The sequence below is a fragment of the Streptomyces sp. NBC_00425 genome (genome assembly GCF_036030735.1).
Taxonomy (GTDB): domain Bacteria; phylum Actinomycetota; class Actinomycetes; order Streptomycetales; family Streptomycetaceae; genus Streptomyces.
The window spans coordinates 4,769,462-4,791,473 of record NZ_CP107928.1; the positions used below are offsets into that span (position 1 = coordinate 4,769,462).

Annotated in this window: 15 protein-coding genes and 1 pseudogene; 8 read left to right on the plus strand and 8 right to left on the minus strand. The window is 70.3% G+C overall.

Going from position 1 to position 22,012, the window contains the following annotated elements; all coding sequences use genetic code 11:
* Nucleotides 1-424: 424 nt before the first annotated feature.
* The 4 genes from OHS82_RS20455 to OHS82_RS20470 all read left to right on the plus strand — a co-directional run bounded on the left by OHS82_RS20455 (nt 425) and on the right by OHS82_RS20470 (nt 6,110).
* A complete protein-coding gene (locus OHS82_RS20455; RefSeq protein ID WP_079041187.1) occupies nt 425-1,744 on the plus strand; it encodes an aminomethyltransferase family protein in 1,320 nt (439 codons plus the stop codon).
* A 160-nt stretch (nt 1,745-1,904) separates the two neighbouring features.
* Nucleotides 1,905-3,587 (plus strand): MFS transporter, encoded by a 1,683-nt coding sequence (locus OHS82_RS20460; protein WP_443061789.1) that lies wholly within the window; start codon nt 1,905-1,907, stop codon nt 3,585-3,587.
* Nucleotides 3,588-4,041: 454 nt separating this feature from the next.
* Entirely contained in the window at nt 4,042-4,842 is an 801-nt protein-coding gene (locus OHS82_RS20465; RefSeq protein ID WP_057577967.1) for an FkbM family methyltransferase, read from the plus strand.
* A gap of 1,052 nt (nt 4,843-5,894) precedes the next feature.
* A complete protein-coding gene (locus tag OHS82_RS20470; protein ID WP_328434271.1) occupies nt 5,895-6,110 on the plus strand; it encodes a nuclear transport factor 2 family protein in 216 nt (71 codons plus the stop codon).
* Nucleotides 6,111-6,173: 63 nt separating this feature from the next.
* Here the strand turns inward: OHS82_RS20470 and OHS82_RS20475 are convergent, their stop codons facing one another.
* A complete protein-coding gene (locus OHS82_RS20475; protein WP_370444095.1) occupies nt 6,174-6,326 on the minus strand; it encodes a hypothetical protein in 153 nt (50 codons plus the stop codon).
* A 146-nt stretch (nt 6,327-6,472) separates the two neighbouring features.
* On the opposite strand from OHS82_RS20475, the gene OHS82_RS20480 reads away from it, so the two are divergent.
* Entirely contained in the window at nt 6,473-9,121 is a 2,649-nt protein-coding gene (locus OHS82_RS20480; RefSeq protein WP_328434272.1) for an RICIN domain-containing protein, read from the plus strand.
* Nucleotides 9,122-9,424: 303 nt separating this feature from the next.
* Here OHS82_RS20480 and OHS82_RS20485 read toward each other — a convergent pair.
* Nucleotides 9,425-10,635, minus strand: a pseudogene (locus OHS82_RS20485) (RNA-guided endonuclease InsQ/TnpB family protein).
* A 212-nt stretch (nt 10,636-10,847) separates the two neighbouring features.
* Complete coding sequence (locus OHS82_RS20490) at nt 10,848-11,222, minus strand: hypothetical protein (protein WP_242433108.1); 375 nt, start codon at nt 11,220-11,222, stop codon at nt 10,848-10,850.
* 491 nt (nt 11,223-11,713) lie between these two features.
* On the opposite strand from OHS82_RS20490, the gene OHS82_RS20495 reads away from it, so the two are divergent.
* Nucleotides 11,714-13,579 carry an RICIN domain-containing protein gene (locus OHS82_RS20495; protein ID WP_328434273.1) on the plus strand — a complete coding sequence of 622 codons (1,866 nt, stop codon included), beginning with the start codon at nt 11,714-11,716 and terminating at the stop codon, nt 13,577-13,579.
* A gap of 92 nt (nt 13,580-13,671) precedes the next feature.
* Here OHS82_RS20495 and OHS82_RS20500 read toward each other — a convergent pair whose 3' ends face one another.
* From OHS82_RS20500 to OHS82_RS20510, 3 genes are all read right to left on the minus strand, one after another.
* On the minus strand, nt 13,672-16,185 hold the full coding sequence (locus OHS82_RS20500; protein WP_328434274.1) for a non-reducing end alpha-L-arabinofuranosidase family hydrolase: 2,514 nt from the start codon (nt 16,183-16,185) through the stop codon (nt 13,672-13,674).
* Between the two features lie 130 nt (nt 16,186-16,315).
* Entirely contained in the window at nt 16,316-17,122 is an 807-nt protein-coding gene (locus OHS82_RS20505; RefSeq protein ID WP_328434275.1) for a hypothetical protein, read from the minus strand.
* Nucleotides 17,119-17,649, minus strand: a complete 531-nt coding sequence (locus OHS82_RS20510; protein ID WP_057577973.1) for a SigE family RNA polymerase sigma factor — start codon at nt 17,647-17,649, stop codon at nt 17,119-17,121. The genes OHS82_RS20505 and OHS82_RS20510 overlap by 4 nt, the downstream gene beginning before the upstream one ends.
* A 567-nt stretch (nt 17,650-18,216) precedes the next feature.
* Between OHS82_RS20510 and OHS82_RS20515 the strand changes: the two genes are divergently transcribed.
* The gene (locus OHS82_RS20515; RefSeq protein WP_057577974.1) at nt 18,217-18,873 is read left to right on the plus strand and encodes a DUF1326 domain-containing protein; all 657 of its coding nucleotides are present in this window, start codon (nt 18,217-18,219) and stop codon (nt 18,871-18,873) included.
* Nucleotides 18,874-18,990: 117 nt separating this feature from the next.
* Here the strand turns inward: OHS82_RS20515 and OHS82_RS20520 are convergent, their stop codons facing one another.
* Complete coding sequence (locus OHS82_RS20520; protein WP_057577975.1) at nt 18,991-19,827, minus strand: DUF2182 domain-containing protein; 837 nt, start codon at nt 19,825-19,827, stop codon at nt 18,991-18,993.
* A 203-nt stretch (nt 19,828-20,030) separates the two neighbouring features.
* Here OHS82_RS20520 and OHS82_RS20525 point away from each other — a divergent pair, with 203 nt between their 5' ends.
* Nucleotides 20,031-20,510, plus strand: a complete 480-nt coding sequence (locus tag OHS82_RS20525; RefSeq protein ID WP_057577976.1) for a DUF5990 family protein — start codon at nt 20,031-20,033, stop codon at nt 20,508-20,510.
* Here OHS82_RS20525 and OHS82_RS20530 read toward each other — a convergent pair.
* On the minus strand, nt 20,507-21,862 hold the full coding sequence (locus OHS82_RS20530) for a helix-turn-helix domain-containing protein (protein ID WP_328434276.1): 1,356 nt from the start codon (nt 21,860-21,862) through the stop codon (nt 20,507-20,509). The genes OHS82_RS20525 and OHS82_RS20530 overlap by 4 nt on opposite strands.
* Between the last annotated feature and the right edge of the window lie 150 nt (nt 21,863-22,012).

The following is a 22,012-nucleotide window of genomic DNA, read 5'->3' on the forward strand; positions in this document are numbered from 1 at the left end:
TGTTCATCTCGGGCTGCAAAGTTCATGGTCACAGGCGGCGAGGCGGATGCTGGGGCGTCTCCTTGAAAGGACGTGACTCCCATGAGCACGCGGTGGGTACCGCCGGTGGTCTGCCTCGGCACGTTCGTCCTGCTGATGCACCTGACCGCGGCGGGTGTGGGGCGACCCCGCCAGACGGCGTCGTGCACCGGTGCCCCCCGCATCCAGCGGGTTGTCGGTGACGTGGCTCCGGTGCCGGCGGCTGTGTTCACGGGCGTCTGCCGGTCGGCTGTCCGGCGGGGTGTCGCTGCCGCTCCCTGACCGGCCCGGAGTGTCCTCCTCGCATCCGCCGGGTGCTCCGGGCCATGAAGCGGCGCTGTGCCGACGAGCCGACCGCACCACGACACACGAGTAGCGCCTGATCATCAGAGAGGCATCCGTCCCCGTGCACTTCACCGTCGACGCCTTCCGCTCGACACCCCCGTTCGACATCCTCGCCAAGCTCTTCGGGCAGCCGGAGCACACCGACTGGCTCGACGAGAGCCTGTCGTGGAAGCAGACCTGCTACATCGGCGACTGGTCGTTCCTGCCGCAGACCCTCTTCCGCGGCCCCGGCGTGCTCGAGCTGTTCTCGGGGATCTCGGTCAACTCCTTCCGAAAGTTCCCCCTGGGCGCCTCCAAGCACGTCGTGCAGACCAACACGCACGGCCATGTCATGAGCGAGGGCATCCTGACCCGGCTGGACGAGGAGGACTACGTCTTTCACGGGCCGGGCGGCGACTGGGCCCGGTACAACCTGGAGCAGGGCGACTGCAAGGCCACCGCAGAGGACGAGGACTGGTTCGTGTACCAGGTCTGCGGCCCCGCCTCGATCCCGCTGCTGCTGGATCTGACCGGCGACGATCGGCTGCTGGACACCCCGTACATGCACGCGGTGCCCACCACCCTCGCCGGGCACCGCGTCTGGGCTCTGCGCCAGGGCATGGCCGGCGAGGTCGGGTTCGAGCTGCAGGGCCCGCGCGAGATCGGCGGCGCCGTGTACGACGCGGTCGTTCAGGCCGGGCAGAAGTACGGCATCCGCCGCCTGGGCAACCGGGCCGCGCCCATCAACCACCTGGAGAACGCGGTTCCCACCCGGAACCTGGATTACCTGCCCGCCCTGTACGAGCCCGAGCAGGCCGACTTCCTCGCCCACCTGCTCAGCTCGCCCTGGCACATCCCGCGGGCGTTCATCGCCGGCAGCTTCCAGGGCGATTCGCTTCGCGACTACTACCGCGACCCGGTCGAGCTCGGCTGGACCAGGCAGATCAGCTTCGACCACACCTTCCTCGGCGATGCCGTCCTCAAGGAGCGGCTCGCCAAGCCCGCGCGGGTGCTGCGCACCCTGGTGTGGAACAGCGACGACGTCCTTGACGTGCACCGCTCGCTGTACGGCGACGGCCCGCACCCCACCTTCATGGACATGCCCCGCGACCTGCGCGGCCACCTGTGGACGGACCGGGTGGAGCGCGACGGCATCCTCGTCGGCGCGGCCACCTCGCGCGGCTACAGCCACTACTTCCGCAAGATGCTCTCCCTGGCCGTGCTGAACGTCGCCGACGCCGAGATCGGTACGCAGGTCGACGTCGTCTGGGGTAATCCCGGCGACCCGGTCAAGCGCATCCGGGCCACCGTCGCCAAGGCCCCCTTCAAACGCGTCCGTTCGCGCGCCGAGCTCCACGCCCACCTGGCCGCGTTCCGGGCCGGGTCCGGACCGGCCGCGTAAGCCGCGGAGAACCCCACCCACCGACGCCTGCGGGACGCCACCGGCAACATCCCGCAGGTCAGGGCTGCCCGCCCCCGGCACGGCGGCCCCCGTGCACCGACCCCTGTCCCATCCAACCGACCGCGGCACACCACGCCGCACGGGAGAAAGCGGAATCTCCGTGAACGCCACCACAACGGCGATCAGGTCGACCGACCGGCGGGCGGCCACCATCGTCATGGCCTGCCTCGGCGTGTTCGTCGCCTACCTGCCGATCACCACGGTCGCCGTCAGTCTGCCCGCGATCCAGCGGTCACTGCACACCTCGACCGCCCAACTCTCCTGGGTCCAGGACGCGTTCGTCCTGCCCATGGCCGCGTTCATCATGACCGCCGGCGTCTTCGGTGACGTCCACGGCCGCAAGAAGGTCTTCCAGGCGGGCCTGTTCTGCTGTGCCGCCGGGGCGGCGGTCGCCCTGTGTGCGCAGAACATCCAGACACTGTGGGCCGGGCAGGCCCTGGCCGGTCTGGGCTCGGCCGCACTGCTGCCCACCACGCTGGCGCTGATCAGCCACGCGGCGCCCGACTTCCGCGAGCGCGGCAAGTTCATCGGCATGTGGGCCATGGCCATGCTCGCGGCCCTGGCCGTCGGCCCGGTCATCGCCGGCGTCATCCTCGAGCACTTCTCCTGGCGCTGGATCTACCTGCTGTCCGTCCCCCTCGCGCTGGTCGCGATGGCCGTCGCCGCCCCGCTGCTCACCGACTCGCGCGCCCCATGGGGGTCCCCCCGCTCGAGCGGAGCCGAGAGTGCGGGAGGACGCAAGCTCGACTGGCCCGGCCAGATCACCGCGGCCGTCGCCGTCACCGCCCTGGTCTACGGCGTGATCGAGGGCGGCGCCGACTCCTTCACCGCCCCCAAGGTGATCGCCGCCCTGGCGCTGGGCGTCGTCACGCTGATCGCGTTCGTCGTGGCGGAGAAGCGCAGCGACAGCCCGATGCTGGACCTGGCGGTGTTCCGCAGCGCGGCCTTCACCGCCACCGCCCTCATCGCCCTGATCACCTTCCTCGGGCTGATCGGCTTCTTCTTCGTCCTCAGCCTGTACTTCGGCATGGTGCAGCAGCTCGGCACGCTGGAGGCGGGCGCGCGGCTGCTGCTCGTGCCGGTCGCGGCGATCGTGGGCGGAGCCCCGGCCGGACGGCTGATGCACCGCGTCTCCGCCCGCCTCATGATCACCACCGGACTGCTGCTGAGCGCCGCCTCCCTGCTGGCCCTGACGAACATCGACGCCGCCACCTCCTACGGCTCCATCGCCTGGCGTCTGATCGTGCTGGGCCTGGGCATGGGCCTGGTCACCACGCCGATGACGGCCACCGCGGTGGCCGCAGTGCCGCACCATTTGGCGGGCATGGCCTCGGCCGCCAACAACGCCTTCCGTCAGGTCGGCGGCGCGCTCGGCCCGGCCGTCCTGGGCGCCCTGCTGTCCACCCGCGCCGTGGGCAGCCTGCCCGGCCACCTCGCCGACGCCGGCGTGACCGGAACCCAGGCCCACACCATCGTCGCCACGGCGAAGGAGGGCGGCCTGGGCGCGGTCGCCGGGATGAACCTCGGCTCCACGGCCAACCAGGTCTACGGCGCCCTGGGCGACTCCCTCCTCGACGGCATGCGCCTGTGCCTCGTCGTGGCAGCCGTCCTGGCCCTGATAGCCGCGGCTTGCGCGGTCGTTCTGCTGCGCCGCCCCAAGCAGCAGACCAGCACCGGCGCGGCGCGGACCGCCGACGTGGCACAGCACGGCAACCCGGACGCCTGTGCCGAGAACGCCCGGGCGGCCGGCACCGTCCAGCCCTTGGGACACCGCCGCAGCTGACCGGGCGGCAAGGGAAGGGGCATCGCCCGCGCCGGTCGCACGAGTCGCGGACGGTGCCCCTGCCCTGCGGTGGATCCGGCAGCCACGTGCCGGCAGAGCCCGAGGGCGGGAGGACGCACATCACCAAGCAGCTGATGGGATACGCAGGATCAGCGTCTCCGGCGCCGCCCGCGCTGTCACCTCCTGGCTGCTGAAACAGATCCAGCCGTGAGCAAGGTGTTGCTTCACCGCCTTGTGGAGGGAGGCGGGGAGGACGACGGCCCGGACACGCGCGTCGGCGGTGACCAGCAGATGCTCGATCTCAAGCCGGTCGCAGGCCGGACGGACGAACCTCGTGGCGGGTGTTCGGCAGCCGGCGCCCGTGGCCGACACGGCCGCACTGCCAGGCGAGGGAATCAGCCGAAGTGAACCGCACGGGTTGGATCGCCTTCCCAGTGCTGATAGTGACGTTGTCATGGCCATGAATGTGATGGAACTTCACAGCATCAATCCTTGGGAAGTGTCCTTCCTGCGCGAGGAGGTGGGCGGCTACTTCACCCACGGCATCGTGTGCACGCCGGGCGCGACGGTACTCGACGTGGGCGCCAACATCGGCGTGTTCTCGGCGGCCGTGTACGAACGGCTGGACGGGGACGTGCGGATTTATGCCTTCGAGCCGTTGCCCCCACTCCACGCGACACTTGAGCGCAACGCTCGCGACTTCTTCAACGGGCGCCTGACCCCGCTCCCTTACGGCCTGGCGTCTCGCGAGGACGAGCTCGATTTCAGCTACGTTCCGGCCGCCACGATCTTCTCTTCTTCCTCGCGAGATCAGGGGAACATCGAGGCTGAGCGGCGCCGGGTCACCGCAAGCATCGTCGAAATGATCAGTCAGGGCGGCCTGGGACCGGTCCTGCGCCGCGTACCCCTCCCCATTCTCACTGTTCTCGTCGGCCGCAAGCTGCGGGTGATGCGGCGCCTTGAGACGCACCGGGTGAAGGTCCGGACCCTGTCATCGGCGCTCGACGAGCAGGGCATCGACCGCATCGACCTGCTCAAGATCGATGTGGAAGGCGCCGAACTCGAGGTACTCAGGGGCATCGAGCAACGACACTGGCCGCTGGTCCGCCAGGCCGTGGTGGAGGTGGAGCGCTGGCGGCAGAACCGTGACGCGGTCTGCGCGACCCTCCTCACACACGGCTTCACAGTCAGCACCGAGCAGAACCCGGTGCAGCAGGCCGGCGACATAGGCATGGTGTTCGCGATCAGGCCCTGACCGCGTGTGGCACCCGACACCCGGCACTCGGCGGTCGATGCATTTGCCGGTCTCCTCCGCCGGGCGGCCACTCAGGGGAGATCCACGCTGCTCCGGGAGAACCACGGCAGGTGCTCAGCCCACGGCACCCCCGAGCCAGCCCCACGTTCGGCAGACCCGCTCCGCGATCGGACGGTCTCAACCTCAACTACGCAGCGGTGATGCGGTGGGGCGACCGCCCGTTTGTCCACCGAGACCGGTCAGCCGTCCCTCCGTGTCCTCCGCACCAGGGACGGCAACCCGCTTCCCACGCAGAGCGCGGGCTGCCCGCCCGCCGCTGGCCATCAGCCGATCCGTCTGCTCATGCACCGACGCATCTCCGACCAGGCGCCGCTCAGGAGGCCAGCAGTCCATACGCGCCGAGAAGCGCTCCCCAGAGACTGCGAACGGGCAGCCGATGGTCACCACTCCGGGGCACCAGGGATTCGAACGGTCGGCGGCCTACAGCCGTGCACGTCGGAGCGGTCAGTCCCACCATTCGTCGCCGGTGTGCCAACGCCGCACCCACTCCTCGAGGCCGCACGCCCCGTCGCCGGGAGCCGGGCAGCCAGCCGAGCGGCCGTTTGTGACGCCCGACGGTTGACTGCTGTCCAGGCGCGACACGTCTCCGAAGTCGCTCGTTCGCTGCGCGAGGACTCCCCTGGCGGGTAGCCCGTCAGTCCGCCCTGCCCCTGGTGCCTGTCGACAGCCGCCTGGCTCGGTCCCGAGTTCCGAGCCGGGCCGCCCGGGAATTCGCCGAGGGAGGACAGGCCGCGCGGCCGGCGTCTGAACAGTGGCGGGCCTGTGTCAACGATCTTTGACCGCGAAGGAGATCAACTTGAACACCGAATTATCATGATTCAAGAAGCGCTGACCTGGGGTCTGCTTGCCGGGGAGCCTCGAAGCCGTGGGGAGAGACCGCACGCTGGCGGAGAGCCTGCCGCCTGCCTTCCCGTCCCAGAGAACCGCCCCGAACCAGTGACTTGGGCCTGAGGCGCCCCGTGGTGCCTGTTTGTTGTCAGGAGCAGGTTTGAGTGCCGCTCTTCACCATCCACGGGCGAGACACGCGCGAACTCGCCACACGCCGACGCGTCGTCGTGTCGGAGGGGCCGAGCGACAAGGTCCGCGTCCGGTCCGAGGGCTTGCGCGTCGTGGACGGCGGCGCCGCCATCAGCGCCGTCTACGAGGACGAACTGCGGCGCACCGATGACCGCTGGCGCATCGCCAGGCACGCCATACACGTCAAGTGACGCTTCAGGCCCCGATGGCCGACCTTCACAGGTTCCCGTCCACAACCTGTGGGGGAAAGCACCTCAGGTGATGTCGTAGACATTGTGCTGGAGCAGATCGGTTGCGTGCCGGGCGATGGCCCGGTAGTCGGCGTCGCCGTGGAGGACGGCCAGGCCGTGGTGGGCGGCGGTGGCGGCGATGACGAGGTCCACCGCCGAGGCGCTGCGATGCTCCACGACAGTCCCGGCGTCGTCGAGCTGAAAGAGTCCCCGGCTCGAGGCAACCTTTTGCGGAGCCTGTGACCACAAGGGAGCGGATCCGGCCAGTTTCGGTGTCTGGATCCGAACTTCCTGTGAACGGCATGCAAGGAGAGCACCTCCCCATGAACAACCCCACGAACGGTGGGCGCCGCGGGCGTCACCGCCGTCGCTGGACCGCAACTGCTCTGCTGCTCGGCGTGCCCCTCGCCGTCGTGCCGTATCTCCTGTTCGCCCAGGAGGATTCGCAGGCCGCGACGGTCGACGGTGACGCCTACTACAGACTGGTCTCCGTGCGCAGCGGCAAGGTGATGGACGTCAACGGCATGTCCACTGCCGACGGCACCCGTATCCAGCAGTGGACCGACCAGAACACCGCCAACCAGCAGTGGAAGCTGAAGCCCACCGGAGACGGTTACTACGAACTGGTGAACCGCAACAGCGGCAAGGTGCTCGGCATAGCGGGCGATTCGACCGCCCAGGCGGCCGCGGCCGAGCAGCAGACCGACAGCTCCTCCACCTCCCAGGAGTGGCGGATCGACGATGTGAGCGGTTCCGACGCCGTCACCTTCACCTCCCGCAGGAGCGGCCAGGTCCTGGACGTCTCCGGAGGCTCCACGGCCCAGGGCGCGCCGGTCATCCAATATCCCAGCAGGGGCAGCACCAACCAGCAGTGGAAGCTGGTGAAGACGGCCGAGACCCGGACGGCCGGGACCGGCGCGCAGACCACGGCCGCGGCCGGACCGTATGTGTGGAAGAACGCCCAGGTGGTGGGCGGCGGTTACGTCACCGGGCTGGTGTTCAACCAGAAGGAGAAGGGCCTGCTGTACGCGCGCACCGACATGGGCGGCGCCTACCGCTGGGACACCGCGGCCGAGCAGTGGATCCCGCTCACCGACTGGCTCGGCGAGAAGGACTGGAACCTCCTGGGCATCGACGCGCTGGCCACCGACCCCGTCGACCCGGGCCGGCTCTACCTCGCGACGGGCACCTACACCAACGAGTGGGCCGGCAACGGCGCGATCCTGCGCTCCACCGACCGGGGCCGTACCTTCCAGCGCACCGATCTGCCGTTCAAGCTGGGCGGCAACGAACCCGGCCGCGGGGCGGGCGAACGGCTCGTGATCGACCCCGCGAACCACGCCACCCTGCTGCTGGGCACCCGCAAGAACGGCCTGTGGCGCAGCACCGACTACGGCGTGACATGGAGCCAGGTCTCCTCCTTCCCCGTCAAGGGCGGGGCGAGCACCGGCGCGGGCATCTCCTTCGTGACGTACGGCCCGGCCGGCAGCAACACGGTGTACGTCGGCGTCAACGACACGTCCACGTCCTTGTACCGCTCCACCGATGGCGGCAGCAGCTGGCAGGCGGTTTCCGGGCAGCCCACCGGCCAGATGCCGCAGCACGGTGTGGTCACCGGTGACGGGACGCTGTACCTGTCCTACAGCAACAGCATCGGCCCCATGGACGCGACGGCGGGCTCGGTGTGGAAGTACACCCCGGCCGGCGGCGCGTGGAAGAACATCTCCCCCTCGCAGGGCGGTTACGGGTTCTCCGGTCTGGCCGTCGATCCGCAGAAGCCGTCCACGGTGATGGTCACCACCCTGGACCGGTGGTGGCCCGAGGACGAGATCTACCGGACCACCGACGGCGGCACGACCTGGAAGGCCCTGGCCGACAAGTCGCAGCGTGACGCCTCCGGCGCTCCGTATGTCGGTACCCACACCGGGCACTGGATGACCGCGCTGGCCATCGACCCCTTCGACGCCGGGCACGTGCTGTACGGCACCGGCAACGCCATCTGGCGCAGCAAGGACGCCAATGCCTCCGACAGCGGTGGCACCAGCCACTGGGTCTCCGGGGCCCGCGGGCTGGAGGAGACCTCGCTGGCGGACGCGATCGCCCCTCCCGGCGGCGCCACCGTCATCACCTCCATGGGCGACCAGGGCGGCTTCCGCCACGACTCCCTGACCGAGGTGCCCGCCGGACGGCTGACGAACCCGCTGATGAGCAGCAGCACCGACATCGACTTCGCCCAGTCGGCCCCCACGGTGATGGTCCGCGTCGGCACTGGCGGCGCGCAGGACGGCGCCTACTCCACCGACGGCGGCAGCACCTGGAACGGCTTCACCGCGGAACCGGTCCCCAGCGCGAACAGCGGCCATGTCGCCCTCGCCGCGGACGGCTCCACCATCGTCTGGGCCGAATCAGGCCAGGCCCCCTACCGCTCGACCGACAAGGGAGCGAGCTGGTCGAAGGTCAGCGGCCTGGGCACCGACGCCGTGGTCGTCGCCGACCGCTCCTCGGCCAACACCTTCTACGCACTCACGGGCGGCACGCTCAACGCCAGCACCGACGGCGGCGCGACCTTCACCCCCCGCGCCACCAACCTCCCCTCCGGCAGGCTCACCGCCGTCCCCGGCATCAACGGAGACCTGTGGATCGCCGGCGGCGGCAACGGGCTGCTGCACTCCACCGACGGCGGCCGCAGCTTCACCACGCTCGGGTCGGTGAAGTCCGCCTCGGCCCTCGGCTTCGGCAAGGCCGCACCCGGCGCCGACTACCAGGCCCTCTACCTGATCGGCACCGTCGACAGCGTCACCGGAGTCTTCCGCTCCACCGACAAGGGCGCCACCTGGCTCCGCGTCAACGACGACGCCCACCAGTGGGGCGCCATCGGCAGCCTGGGCATCATCACCGGCGACCCCGACACCTACGGACGCGTCTACATCGGCACCAACGGACGCGGCCTCCAGTACGGCGACCCGTCCTGACCCCGACGCCCGAGCGGGGCCGCTGCCACAACGGCCGGCGGCCCCGCCCTGGCTGAGGGCGCGCTTCATCCTGCACGAGGCCCTGAGGGAGCTCGGCCGGCCGACCCTCTGGTTCCGCCTTCCCTTGACGCCCGCGTCCAGACCCGCGTCCAGACCCGCGTCCTGACTGGGCCTGGTCGACCGTCTGCGCCTACCCGCCGCTCAACGCCTTCGTGGCCCCGTACGGCGCCCTGAGCCGTCGGCCGGGATGCGATGCGGTTCCGGCCGCCGCCGTTGGATGGTGGAGTCGTGACACTCCCCCGCCTAAAGGCGGGGGCTTCTCGGCTCACGCCGGGAAGTTTCCTGCTTCACAGCCGACTGCCCGCCCGGAGAACTCCGTTGAGGTCTTACGCCGGCTCCACAGGCCGACACCGCCAGTCCGGCGGCCAGAAGGTTCTTCGCCGCGTTCACGTCGCGGTCGTGGGTCGTCCCGCAGTCGCACGTCCATGTGCGGACGTGCAGCGGCATCTTCTCCTGCAAGGTGCCGCAGTGGGAGCACAGCTTGGAGGAGGGGAAGAAGCGGTCTACCGCGATCACGTCCCGCCCGTACCAGGCGGCTTTGTACTCCAACATGTTCCGGAACTCCGACCACGCTGCATCCGAGATGGCGCGGGCCAGCTTCCGGTTCTTGACCATGTTGCGTACGGTCAGGTCCTCGATCACGATCGTTTGGTTTTCACGAACGAGTCGAGTGGTCAGCTTGTGCAGCCCGTCACGGCGGCGGTCGGCGATCCGGGCGTGGACCTTGGCGACCTTGCGCCGGGCCTTGGCCCGGTTGGCTCCGTCGCCCTTGGCCTTCTTCGCCAGGCGGCGCTGAGCCAGGGCGAGGCGGGCGCGGTCCTCGCGCTCGTGCCGGGGGTTGGCGATCTTCTCCCCGGTCGAGAGAGTCAGCAGGTGGTCCAGTCCGACGTCCACGCCCACGGCGCTACCGGTGGCGGGGAGCGGCTTCACGGACGCGTCATCGCACAGCAGGGAGACGTACCAGCGCCCGGCCGCGTCCTGGGACACGGTCACCGTGGACGGCTTCGCGCCTTCAGGGAGCGGCCGGTGCCAGACGATGTCCAGCGGCTCACGCATCTTGGCCAGCGTCAACGAGCCGTCGCGGAAACGGAAACCGCTGGTGGTGTACTCAGCGGACTTTCGGGACTTCTTCTTCGACTTGAAGCGCGGGTACTTGGCCCGCTTGCCGAAGAAGTGGTGAACGCCACTTGCAGGTGCCGCAGGCACTGCTGAAGTGGTACGGAGGAGACCTCGTTCAGGAACGCCAGTTCCTCGGTCTTCTTCCACACCGTCAGCATGGCCGAGGTGGCGTTGTAGTTCACCCGCTCCTGCCGCGCCCACGCCTGAGTGCGGGCGGCGAGTGCCAGGTTGTAGACCTTGCGGACGCAGCCGAACGTGCGCGACAGCTCGGCTGCCTGCTCGTTTGTGGGGTAGAAGCGGTACTTGAACGCCCGCTTCACATGCGCCGTGGTCACGCTCACAAACTAGCGTCACGGCAGTAAAGATCAAACCTGCGGGTCAGAGCACGGTCTTTCGCCCTGGCGGCGAAACCCCGCACCCTGCCCTGCTCCGCAGGGGTCCGATTCCTCCCTGCCCTGAAGGACGGGGATTCCTCGGAGGTACACGATGACGCTGCGGAAGCGGTGGCATGTGAACCCACGGTGGCATCACTGCCACGACAGGGCTTTCAGAGCCGTGTACGGGTCGGCGTTCCCAAAGCGTCGAGTGCGCCCACGGCCCCGTGCGTATGAGCCGAGCCGCCACGCGGCCGTTCTCCCGCGCACCACCAGGACAGTCGCTCTTCTGCGTCCTCCGTCGGATGCATGCCCAGGCCATGCTCGGGGCACAGGGGCCACGCCTGCCACAGAAGCTCCACGACGGTCTCCTGCGCGGCATCGGCGACGCTCGCCACTGCGGAGGCAAGGCTGTCCTGTGAGTTCGGGTGCAGGGGGTTGCCGTGCCACTCGCCGTTGGCCATGGCGACGTAGACGTTCTCCGGCTCACCCGCGTCGTAGGACGGAAGGGCCAGCAGTTGCAGGGGTTCCAGCCGGGGAAGCGTCACCCTCAGGTCCCGGTTCACAAGGGCGAGAGCCTGCTCCCACAGGGGGTATTCGCCCGGCGGGACGCGGCGAGGCTCAGGGGGGTCGAAAAGAGCGCACATGGGCACCATCCTCCGCCACACCAGGGACAGCCCCAACCGCTCTGCGAAGCGCTCCGGGTGAAGCCCGGATCAGTCTTCGGCGTCGTGGAAGTACACCGTGGGGCCAGGCCGAGGGCCGTCCGCGGTGATCTCCGTATGCATGACGAGCACGGTGTACGAGCTGACGGTCTCCTGGAGCCGGCGACCAGCCGTTGCAGCAGCTCGCTGATCTTTCGTGGACGGGCGGGCGGCGGTGCCGCTTCTTCTCCACGCCGTCGAGATCCGGGGTGACCGTTCGGCACGCAGAAAAAGTTCTGTGGATCTTCGCGGCAACCTTTTCGGCCTCTCTGGCCACTAAGTGGTGTCCGACCAAGTGGTCCGGTCACATGCAACAGTTGAAAGAGAGCACAGGCATGTCCCAGGAACGAGAGCGCAGACATGTCCCCGGTCTGCCCACGCCATCGGTGGCGTCCCGTGGCGGCCACCGTGCCGACGACGGCGGCGCGCGCGGTGGCCGTCCGAAGCATCGTGGTCGTCGGCTGCTCGCGCGCCGGGGGCTCTGGGGAGGTCTCGCCATGGTGGTCGTGGCCGGCTCGGCCGTCGTGGTCAGCCAGGCTTCGGCGGACCAGAAGACCCTGGACCTGAAGAAGTGGTACGTGCTGGTCAACCGCGACAGCGGCAAGGTGCTGGACGACCGCGGCTCCGCCAAGAACGACGGCGCGGCAGTGGTGCAGTGGAGCCGTCACGGCGGCGCCAACCAGCAGTGGCGGTTCATCGACTCGGGTGACGGGTACTACCGGCTGCAGAACCGGACCTCCGGCAAGGTGCTGGACGACCTCGGCTGGTCGAAGACCGCCGGCTCCGCCCTCGTGCAGTGGAAAGACCTGAACGGCACCAACCAGCAGTTCAAGCTGGCCAAGTCGTCGAACGGCTATGTGCGTCTGGTCAATCGCTTCAGCGGCATGGCTGTCGGCGTCAAGAACGCTGCCAAGGCCGACGGCGGCAACGTCGTCCAGAACCGCGACCAGGGAGGCTCCAACCTGCAGTGGAAGCTCGTCGCGGCCGGCAGCGTCGGCGGCACCGGGAACCCGGGGAACTCCGGCAGCACGCCCACGCCCGGCGCCAGCGCTCCGGCGAGCCAGGCTCCGAGCAGCACCCCGGCGTCTCCGTCGGCGTCTCCGCCCCCCGCCAACGGCACGTCGGCGAAGAGCTTCATGGGCAGTGACAAGGTGCTCATCGGCGGCTCGATGTCCGAAACCTCGTTCAACGCCGCGCCGTTCGACGTGCGCTACGCCTATATACACAGCCAGCCCGCGCCCTCGTCGGCCGCCTATACGGCGTCGCGTTGCAAGGATGAGTGGTCGGGCTGGTGGGGCTGCTGGGGCGGCACCAGCACGGCGCCCGGAAACCAGGTGACCTGGCAGGACAGCGTGGCGGCCAAGGCGACCTACCAGGGCAAGTCGCGACCGCAGAAGTACCTGTGGACCTGGTACTCGTTGCGGGACCTCGGGGACGCGGCAGGCGAGGGTGACGGCCCGGGCGAGGTCAAGGCCATCAACCGGACCGACCTGCTCACCAAGTACCTGAACGACTACCGCTTCTTCCTCCAGAAGATCGGCACGTCGCACGACGCGATCGACCTCGAGCCCGACTTCTGGGGTTTCGCCCGCTCGCTCGGCAACCTGCACGAGGTTCCCGCGCAGGTCAAGGCCTCGAATCCGACGGACTGCGGATCGCAGGAGAACAGCGCCTCCGGACTCGCCCAGTGCCTGATCTCGATGTCGCACAAGTACGCGCCGAACACCGCCGTGGGGCTGCACCTCTCCTGCTTCGACTGGGAGAGCGACATCCAGAAGTGCGTCAAGGACTACGCGGACCTCGGGGCGAAGAACGCCGACTTCCTGGTCAGCGATGTGTCGGACCGCGACGCGGGCTGGTACGCACAGCCGGCCCACGGCAGCCGTGACACCTTCTGGAACGACCAGAAGGCCGCCGCCTCGCTGAAGTTCTGGAAGACGATGGCCGAGTCCGTGGGCAAGCCGGTCGTCCTGTGGCAGATCCCCGTGGGCAACATGGCGGGGAACAACACTCCCGGCCACTTCAAGGACGACAAGGTGGACTGGTTCTTCTCGCACATGGACCAGGTGGCGAACGCGCACATCGCCGGGCTGCTGTTCGGTGCGGGATGGTCGGAGCAGACGACGCCCGAGACCGACGGCGGAAACCTGATCAACAAGACGATCGCCCTTCACAACTCGGGCGGTACAGCGCTTAAGTAGCAGTGCAGCACGCCACACGAAAGGCGCCCCCATCTCTTCGATGGGGGCGCCTTTCGTCGTCTTCGTCGGGCTGGTGAGTACCGATCAGGCGGTCAGCGCTTCAGGGTGAGGATGCCGGGGCGGTACGGCAGGTTGTCGTAGGAGGTGTTCGGCGGGGTGTCGGGGGACTTGCCCTGGTAGAGGAACTGCAGGTTGCAGGGGTCGACGGTCATGGTCTGGTCGGGGTTGTTGCGGACCAGGTCGCCGTGGCTGATGTCGTTGGTCCAGGTGGCGCCGCTGTTGGCCTTGCCCGCGAAGGGGTTGGCCTCGGTGGCGGCCTGCGGGGTCCACGGACCGTTCAGGCCGGTGGCGGTGAAGGAGCGGAAGTAGCGCTGCTCGCTCGCGCCGCGAGCCTCGACGATCATGAGGTACTGGTTCTGGCCCTGGACCTTGTAGACCTGCGGTGCCTCGAACAGGTTCTTCACCGTGTCGCTCATGACCGTCGTGTACGACGAGCCGAAGCTGCCCGGGAAGTTCCCGATCGGCATGGTCGCCTTGTAGATCTTGCCGTTGTCACCGGCGAAGAACAGGTACATGTTCTGGTCGTCGGCGATCAGGGTCTGGTCGATCGGGCCGGTGGCGGAGTCGGTGCGCGGGATGCTGCCGGTGAACAGCTGCTGCGGCGCGGACCAGCCGCCCGGGTCGGTGGGGTCGCTGGAGGTGCGGTAGCTGAAGGGCCACGGACCCCACTGGTACGCCAGCACCCAGATCTTCTTGGGCGCGAAGTAGAACAGTGTGGGCGCCACCGCCTTCTCGCTCATGCCGGTCTGGCGGGCCGACGCCATGTCCGACCAGTTCGTGAAGGGACTGAACGCCATCGAGCCGTAGGACGATCCCGAGTAGTCCGACCCGTAGACCAGGTGCTTGCCGTTGTAGGTCACGGTGGTGAAGTCCTTCAGCGAGGCCCACCCGTTCGCGGGCTGCGCCAGCGCCTCCGTCGAGGTCCACCGGTAGGTCGACGGAAGAGCGCACGTGTCGCTCTTCGGCGCCGCGGTCGTGTCGCTCTTCGGTGCCGCGGTCGTGTCGCTCTTCGGTGCCGCGGTCGGCCGGAAGGTCCAGCGTTGGTTGGCGCCGCCGCCATTGGTGTCCCAGATCTGGACGGGAGTGCCGTTGGCGGTCCGACCGCCGGGGAGCTCCAGCGCCCGGCCGCCGGCGACGTTGGTGAGCGTGTAGGAGCCGTCGCTGTTCCGCTGGGCCTTCCAGTGCTGGTGGGCGCCGCCGTTGTCGTCCCAGACCGTGAGCCTCGTGCCGTTGGCCGTCCGGCCTGCCGGCTCGTCCAGTACCCGGCCGCTGGCGATGTTGGTCAGGGTGTAGGAGCCGTCGCTGTTCCGGCCCGCCCGCCACTGCTGGTTGGAGGCACCACTGGCGTCCCACACCTGGAGCGGGGTGCCGTTGTCGTTCTGTCCCGCGGGCTCGTCGAGCACGCGTCCGGCGGCCGCGTTGGAGAGCGTGTAGACGGTGCCGGAAGTGATCTCCCCCGCCTGTGTGCCACCACTGCCGGTGCTGCCCGTACTGCCGACACTGCCCAGAGTGGTGAGCACCGCGCTGTAGGCGGGCTTCTTGTTGCCGCCCGCGTCGAACAGCAGCGCGTTCTCACCGGTGCGCCAGGAGTCGCTGTCGCGGATGCCCCAGACCGTGATGCCCGTGCAGCGAGCGACGTTCACGCACGCCTGGACGGCGTTGGCGTACGCGGTGGCGGGCGCCTGGGCGATGTCGAGCTCGGTGATCTGGACGTCCACGCCGAGCGCGGCGAAGTCGGACAGGGTGGTCCGGAAGCCGGCGGGTGGGCCGCCGGCGCCGAAGTGGCTCTGGAAGCCGACGCAGTCGATGGGCACGCCGCGTGCCTTGAAGTCCTTGACCATGCGGTAGACGCCCTGGGTCTTGGCGTCGGACCAGTTCTCGATGTTGTAGTCGTTGTAGCAGAGCTTGGCGGAGGGGTCGGCGTTCCGGGCGGTGCGGAAGGCCTCCTCGATGAAACCGTCGCCCAGCACGTCCTGGAACACGGAGCTGCGGTGCCGGCCGCTCCCGCCGTCGGCGAAGGCCTCGTTGACCACGTCCCAGGCGTAGATCTTGCCCTTGTAGTGGGTCATCTCCTGGGTGATGTGGTTCTTCATCACCGTGCGCAGGGTGTTTGCGTCGGTGATGGACTTGACCCAGCCGGGCAGTTGGGAGTGCCAGACCAGGGTGTGACCGCGCAGGCGCTGGCCGTGCGCGGAGGCGTGGCTGACGATCGAGTCGGCGGCCGCGAAGGTGAACGATCCGCGGGAGGGTTCGACGGCGTCCCACTTCATCTCGTTCTCCGGGGTGATCATCTTGAATTCCCGGTCGAGAAGGGCGGAGTACGTGGAGTCGCCGAGCCTGCCCGCGGCCACTGCCGTGCCGAAGTAGCGGCCGCTGCCTGCCGCCGCGTCGGCGGCCGTGGTCGGCGTGCGGGCCTCCGGCGTGCGTGCGGCCAGCGCGACCAGCGGTACGGCGGCGCCCGCGGCGGCGAGGACCACGGAGGCGGCGATCACGCGGCGGGTGGCCGGACGGCGACGATGAGAGCGGTTCTGATCTGACAACGGCATGTCCTTCTGGCACAGCGGGCCTTGATCCGGCCTCGGTTCACCCGCCAGTTGCCGCCACGCACACAAAGGTTGCCGCGAGCGAGGGAGGCATTCCCACGGCCGCTGTCGTCGCCTTGCCGCACAGCGGTGTTCACCGGGTCGGGACGAACCCTCCCCGGACCGACGCGGAGCCGCCCGAACCCTGTGCGTCGACGCGGTAGCCGTCGCCCGCGGCACCGCGCACGCCGGTGCCGTTGTTGAACTGCGCGGCGAACTCATGGTTCCCCGGCGGCACGGTCAGGCCCGGCTTGAGGACCCAGCGGTAGACCAGCGCGCCGCCGGCCTCCTGGACGGTGACGGTGAAGTCACCACCCGGCAGGGTCTGCCAGGTGCCGGTGTTCTTCGCCCCGCCGGTCTGCACGATCCGGATCTCGACCGTGAGCGAGGTGAGCGGCTGGGTCGTCTTGAGGACGAGGTTGCTCTGCGTCCAGTAGACGGTGCTCTTCGGATCCAGCGAGCCGGCCGACCACAGCGGCCCGTTCTGGTTCTCGCCGGCGGCCGGCGAGGGACCGGTGGCCGACGGAGTCGGGCGCACGCTGCCCGGGGTGGTGACCGGGGCCGGCGCGACAGGGGTGGGGCGGGCCGATGTCGGGTGCGGGGAGCTGACGGTCGGGTGCGGGGAGCTGACGGTCGGGGACGGGGTGGCCGGCGTGGTCACGGTGGGCGGCGGCGACGGGGTCGCGACGATGGCGGCGACGGCGAGGCCGCCGGTCGTCAGGATGCCGCCGGCGGCGAGCCCGGCGAGGGCGACCCTGGTCCCGGACCTCGCGAACGGTCGCGCGCGGTGACGGACGGCGGGGCCGGCCATGCCGCGTTCCACCCGGGCCAGCATCCGCGCGCGGTCGGGCAGGTGGGCCTCGGCGGCCTCGCGCAGCCGACGGTCGATTTTCTCGTTCACCGGTTCCTCCTCCCTGGCACCAGATCCCCGGCCGCTCGTGCGCCCAGTATCCTTTCCAGCTCGGCCATTCCCTTCGAGGTCTGGCTCTTCACCGTTCCGACCGATATGCCCAGCGCTGCCGCCGTGTCCTTCTCCGACAGGTCGAGGGCGTGCCGCAGCACCACGCAGGCGCGCTTGCGGAACGGCAGCCGGGCGAGCGCCGCGCGGACGTCCAGCACGGCCGCCGTGTCCGGCCCCTCCACCTTCTCGGGGCTGCGGGACCAGAACAGCGTGATCCGGCGTCGCTCCCGCACCGTGCTGCGGATCCGTCCCCGCGCCAGGTTGGTCACCACACCGCGGGCGTAGGCGAGCGGGTGGTCGGCCTGTCGCAACCGGTCCCAGCGCTGCCACAGGGCGACCAGGGCATCCGCCGCGAGGTCGTCCGCCGCGTCGGTCTCGCCGGTCAGGAGGTGTGCCAGACGGGCGAGTTCGGCGTAGTGGCGTTCGAAGAATTCGTGGAACTCCGCGGACGCGTCATCGAGGACCATCCCCCGGTCGCCCTCTCCTTGCCATGATGCGCGATTTGATTGCACATTTAACAACAACGGGGGCGCAGCCTAACAGCGGCGAGCCCGGGATTCGAACGGCGGTCCTGCTCGGTTGCGGGGCGGTGAAGGCTGACCGGCGGGCTGGTCAATGCCGGGCGAACCGGACCCCGGCCTGACTGCGCGACGTCCTCGCAGTCAGGCCGGGCCGCCAGGGCCGTACCCGGCATGGCGACGGCGACGCCACGCCCGATCCGTGAGCAGAGCGCGGCGGAGACCTGCGGTCCCCTGCCCGTCCGGGCAACGGGCAGCGGGCAGCCGGCGCTCGTGCTGCCGGGTGGCGCAGGACATCGTGGTGGTGGCGGCGTACGGCGGGCCCCAGGTGATCGACCCGCAGGGCGGTGCACGCGGCTGATCGGCGGGTGGCCCCCGAACGCACCGGGTTCCCCTGCCGGAGCGTGAGGTGCAAGCTGGAAGGGAGGCCGCCTCCCGATCCCGGGAGTGGGCTCGGGACGACGCGGTCTCGCCACTCCGAGTGGGCCCTTCAGGGCTCGGCAGGAGGGAAGCGAGATGACAGAGCAGGTCACCACCGGTACACGTTGGCGCCTGGCCGGTGACTGGTTCGATGTGTGCAAGTGCGCCATACCGTGTCCCTGCACGTTCGCGCAGCCCCCGACCTACGGCGACTGCGAAGGCGTGCTGGTCTGGCACATCCGGGAAGGCAGCTTCGGCGACGTGCCGCTCGACGGTCTCAACGTCCTGATGCTCGGCTCCTTCGTCGGCAACCCCTGGGCCGGCACGCACACCGACCCGTACGCCGCGGTCTTCCTCGACGAGCGCGCCGACGAGCGACAACGCGGTGCGCTGGGAGCGATCTTCGGCGGTGAGGCGGGCGGATGGCCGGCGCAGTTCGGGGCGATGCTGCACCCCGAGATGCGCGGCATGGACGTCGCCCCCATCCACGTGGAGATCGACGAGGACCTCGCCGCCTGGCGGGCGGAGATTCCCGGCCGGGTCACGGCCGCCGCCGAGGCGCTCACCGGCCCGACGACTCCGGACGGCGCGCGTGTCCAGGTCCACAACGCCCCGGGCGCCGAGGTCGGCCCCGGCCAGGTCGCCACCTGGGGACGGGCCACTGCCGACCACGCCGACGCCTTCGGCTTCTCCTGGGAGCGCTCGGGGAAGTCGAGCAAGCACTTCAGGTTCGACTGGAGCGGTCCTGAGTGAGGCGGAGCCGTCGCGCGTCCCCGGCCACCGCGGCCGGTCACGGTCGGTCCTTGCGGGACCTGCCGCCGTAGCGGGACCTGCCGTCGTGGGGGCCGGCGGCTCGCGGAGCCGGGTGCGTCACATGCCGTCCATCGAGGGCGTCGACGCCTGCAGCCCGGGCAGCAGCCAGTCCTGGAACGGCGCGAGCACGGCGAGGACGAGGAACGCGACGCCCACGACGCGGCCGAGCAGCGCGCCACGGGACCACAGCTTCTCCACGAAGATCACCACGGCCAGCAGGGCCATCGCCGCCACGTTCATCACGCCGAGCGGGATCAGGACGACCATCAGTCCCGCGCAGCAGCCGACGCAGTAGGCGCCGTGGTGGCAGCCGACGCGGAGATCGCGGGCCGGCTGCCGGAATCCCGCGTAGCGCACGAGGTGAGCCATGGGGTCGCGGCAGTGGCGCAGACAGACGTTCTTGAGGGGGCCGAGCTGATACAGGCCCGCCAGCAGGAAGGCGACCGCGCCGATCCAGCGTCCCGCGGTCGGATGGTCGTCCACGAGGCCGCCGGTGAAGGCCAGGGCCGCGTAGGCGAGCAGGCCGAATGCGGTCCACACCAGCAGATAGCCGCAGACGAACTCGGCGGTGCGCCCGGTCCGCGTCCAGCCGGAGGACTGCCGGCCGATGCCACGCACCCAGGTGAGGGCCACCGGCGCCATGGACGGCAGCATCATGGCCGCCGTCATCGTCACCCACAGCAGCAGGAACAGCGGCAGCGCCATCCCCATCGTGCCGGCCTCGACCCCCATGTCCCGCGCCTGCGCGATCGTGAGCGCCCAGGCGGGCACCGCGATCAGGACGACCAGGAGCCAGGCGACGGCGAGATCCCGCGCCGGCAACAGCCCGCCGCCCGCGCCGGTCGGCGCGGGCGACCGGGCGGGTGCGAGGGCGGAACTCCGGATGTGACGCATCGGCGTGTACTCCTGCGGATATGTCCAGGACAGCACGCATCACCCCGCGACGCGACCTCGCACGGCGGGGTCCAGGGCCGCGCCCTCGCGGGTGACGCCGTGGGGCTCGCCGGTGACGCCGACTCCGCCGCCGGGCCGGGTGGAGTCCGTCTCCGCGGGGTCGGCCTCGCCCCGCGGGGGGCGTGGGCGGGAGGATGGGCGGCATGCGTATCCGCATCGACGCCGTCGACCTGCCCGGCCTCACCCGTCCCGCCTCCGCCGACGGCCGAACGCCCGCCTACGCCAACATCCATGTCGCCGTACAGCGCCGGGACCGTCCGGCCGAACTCCTCGACCCGCAGCCCGGCGACGCGTCGTCCGCGACCTGGACCCTGGAGTGCACCGCGAGCGCCACGCCGGCCGGCACCGAGGTCGTGGGGCCGTATGTCCAGCACCGTCTGGGCCGGCGGTTCGTCTATCTGTCGTGGGGGACGGTCGACGAGGCGGGCGTCTTCACCATGTTCCGCCGCGCCAAGCTCATGCTCGACGCCGTCCCCGCCGACGTCCTCGCCGCCGCGGCACGCGAAGGACTGCTGGTCGGACGGCTCGGCCTGACCGACGCGCAGGGCGGGCCCCTGTGCGCACGGGTCGAACCCCCGCACATCGCCTGGACCGCCGCATCCGCCGGCCCGGGGGCCTCCTAGGGCGTGTCCGCGTCGGTGTTCTCCGCCACGCGCAGCCACTCGGTGCCGCCGACCAGGTACTCGTGGAGGGGACGGCCCCGGCTGCCGCTGGTGCGGAACGGCTTCCCGTGGTCGTCGATCCGTACGGTGCCCTGACGGCCGCCGCTGGACCACTGCAGCTCCACGTACCACTTCACGTCGTGGGCACGGACCCGGGCGGTGACGTACAGCACCTCGGGATCGGTCCGGCTGACCTTGTAGGGGACACCGCGCTGGCCGGCCCTCGGCACGATGACGGGGTGGGGGGCGTCGAGGTCCGTGGCGAACGACCTCGTCTCCACGCCGCCGCCGCAGCCCGACGACCCCAGGTAGGCGTACCAGGCCGGGGGCGCGCTCGAGTCGACCACACGGACGTGCAGGGACTCGATGACGACGGTGTCGTCCCCGGTGCCCTGAACGGTCAGCGCCACCCGCTGCCCGTCGGCGGCGACGGCTCCGTGCGCCTTCACCCAGCCCGGCACGTCCTGCCCCATCACCGGCGGCGAGACCTCGGCGGGCGGCCGGGCGCTCAGGTACTTCCCCTCGCACTGCGGGTCTTCCCACGCATAGGTGCGGGTGCTCACCGTCAGCGGGACCGCGTCGCGGCCCGGGTCCGAGGACGGCGTGGCGCCGGCCGTCGCAGGTGGCGTGGTCGCGGAGGGGTCCTGGGAAGGGCTCGGCCGCGCCGACGGGAGTGCCGGGGAGCCGGCGGCGGACCGCGGTCCGGAGGAGGTCACGGCGTCGGCCCGCCGGCCGTTCTCCGCCGGTCCCCTCCCCGCGCCCCTCAGGTCGAGCGTGAGCGCGGTCGTCACGGCCACGAGCGCGGCGGTGCCCGCCGCGATCAGGGCCCATCGCCTGCGGGCGGTCAACAGGAGCGCCGGCGTGCGGCGAGCGGGGCCGGACGGCCGCGACGACGCTTCGGCGGCGGACCCGGGTGCGGCCGGACGGGAGGCCGGACCGGGGCCCGGGTCCGGCGTGGTCGCTGCGGACCGGTCCGCCGAGTCCCGGTCCGCCGAGTCCCGGTCCGCCGAGTCCCGGTCCGCCGAGTCCCGGTCCGTGTCCGCCGTCGCGCGCCGGGCGCGCTCCCGTGCCGCGTCGGCCAGGACCCAGCGCCGGTGCAACTCGCCCAGCTCCTCGGGGGTCGCCCGGCACACGCGGGCGAAGCGGGCGACGGCCGCGTTGTCACCCGGCACCCCTTCCCCCTTGCAGTACCGGTGCAGCGTCGAGGTGCTCATGTGCGCCCGTTTCGCCAGGGCCTCGTAACTCAGCCCCGATCGCTGCTTCAACGCGCGCATCAGCGCAGCGAACTCAGCGATCTCTTCCGCCGCCTTCACCAGTCCTCCATTCCGTTCGACATCCCGGGAGGGTCACGTTTCTCCAGGTGAGAGCCGGTTCGCGCATCCCGTCGTCCCGAAACGTCCCAGGGCATGGCGGATGGGACGCCGCACGGCACAGGCTTGTGTCATCCAAGCACGGCGCCTCGC

What these genes read in the sequence shown, in the direction of transcription:
- OHS82_RS20500 (WP_328434274.1), bottom strand. Translation starts at nt 16,185, where the DNA reads ATGCCGTTGTCAGATCAGAACCGCTCTCATCGTCGCCGTCCGGCCACC.
- OHS82_RS20495 (WP_328434273.1), top strand. Translation starts at nt 11,714, where the DNA reads ATGTCCCAGGAACGAGAGCGCAGACATGTCCCCGGTCTGCCCACGCCA.
- OHS82_RS20465 (WP_057577967.1), top strand. Translation starts at nt 4,042, where the DNA reads ATGGCCATGAATGTGATGGAACTTCACAGCATCAATCCTTGGGAAGTG.
- OHS82_RS20515 (WP_057577974.1), top strand. Translation starts at nt 18,217, where the DNA reads ATGACAGAGCAGGTCACCACCGGTACACGTTGGCGCCTGGCCGGTGAC.
- OHS82_RS20510 (WP_057577973.1), bottom strand. Translation starts at nt 17,649, where the DNA reads ATGGTCCTCGATGACGCGTCCGCGGAGTTCCACGAATTCTTCGAACGC.
- OHS82_RS20480 (WP_328434272.1), top strand. Translation starts at nt 6,473, where the DNA reads ATGAACAACCCCACGAACGGTGGGCGCCGCGGGCGTCACCGCCGTCGC.
- OHS82_RS20520 (WP_057577975.1), bottom strand. Translation starts at nt 19,827, where the DNA reads ATGCGTCACATCCGGAGTTCCGCCCTCGCACCCGCCCGGTCGCCCGCG.
- OHS82_RS20525 (WP_057577976.1), top strand. Translation starts at nt 20,031, where the DNA reads ATGCGTATCCGCATCGACGCCGTCGACCTGCCCGGCCTCACCCGTCCC.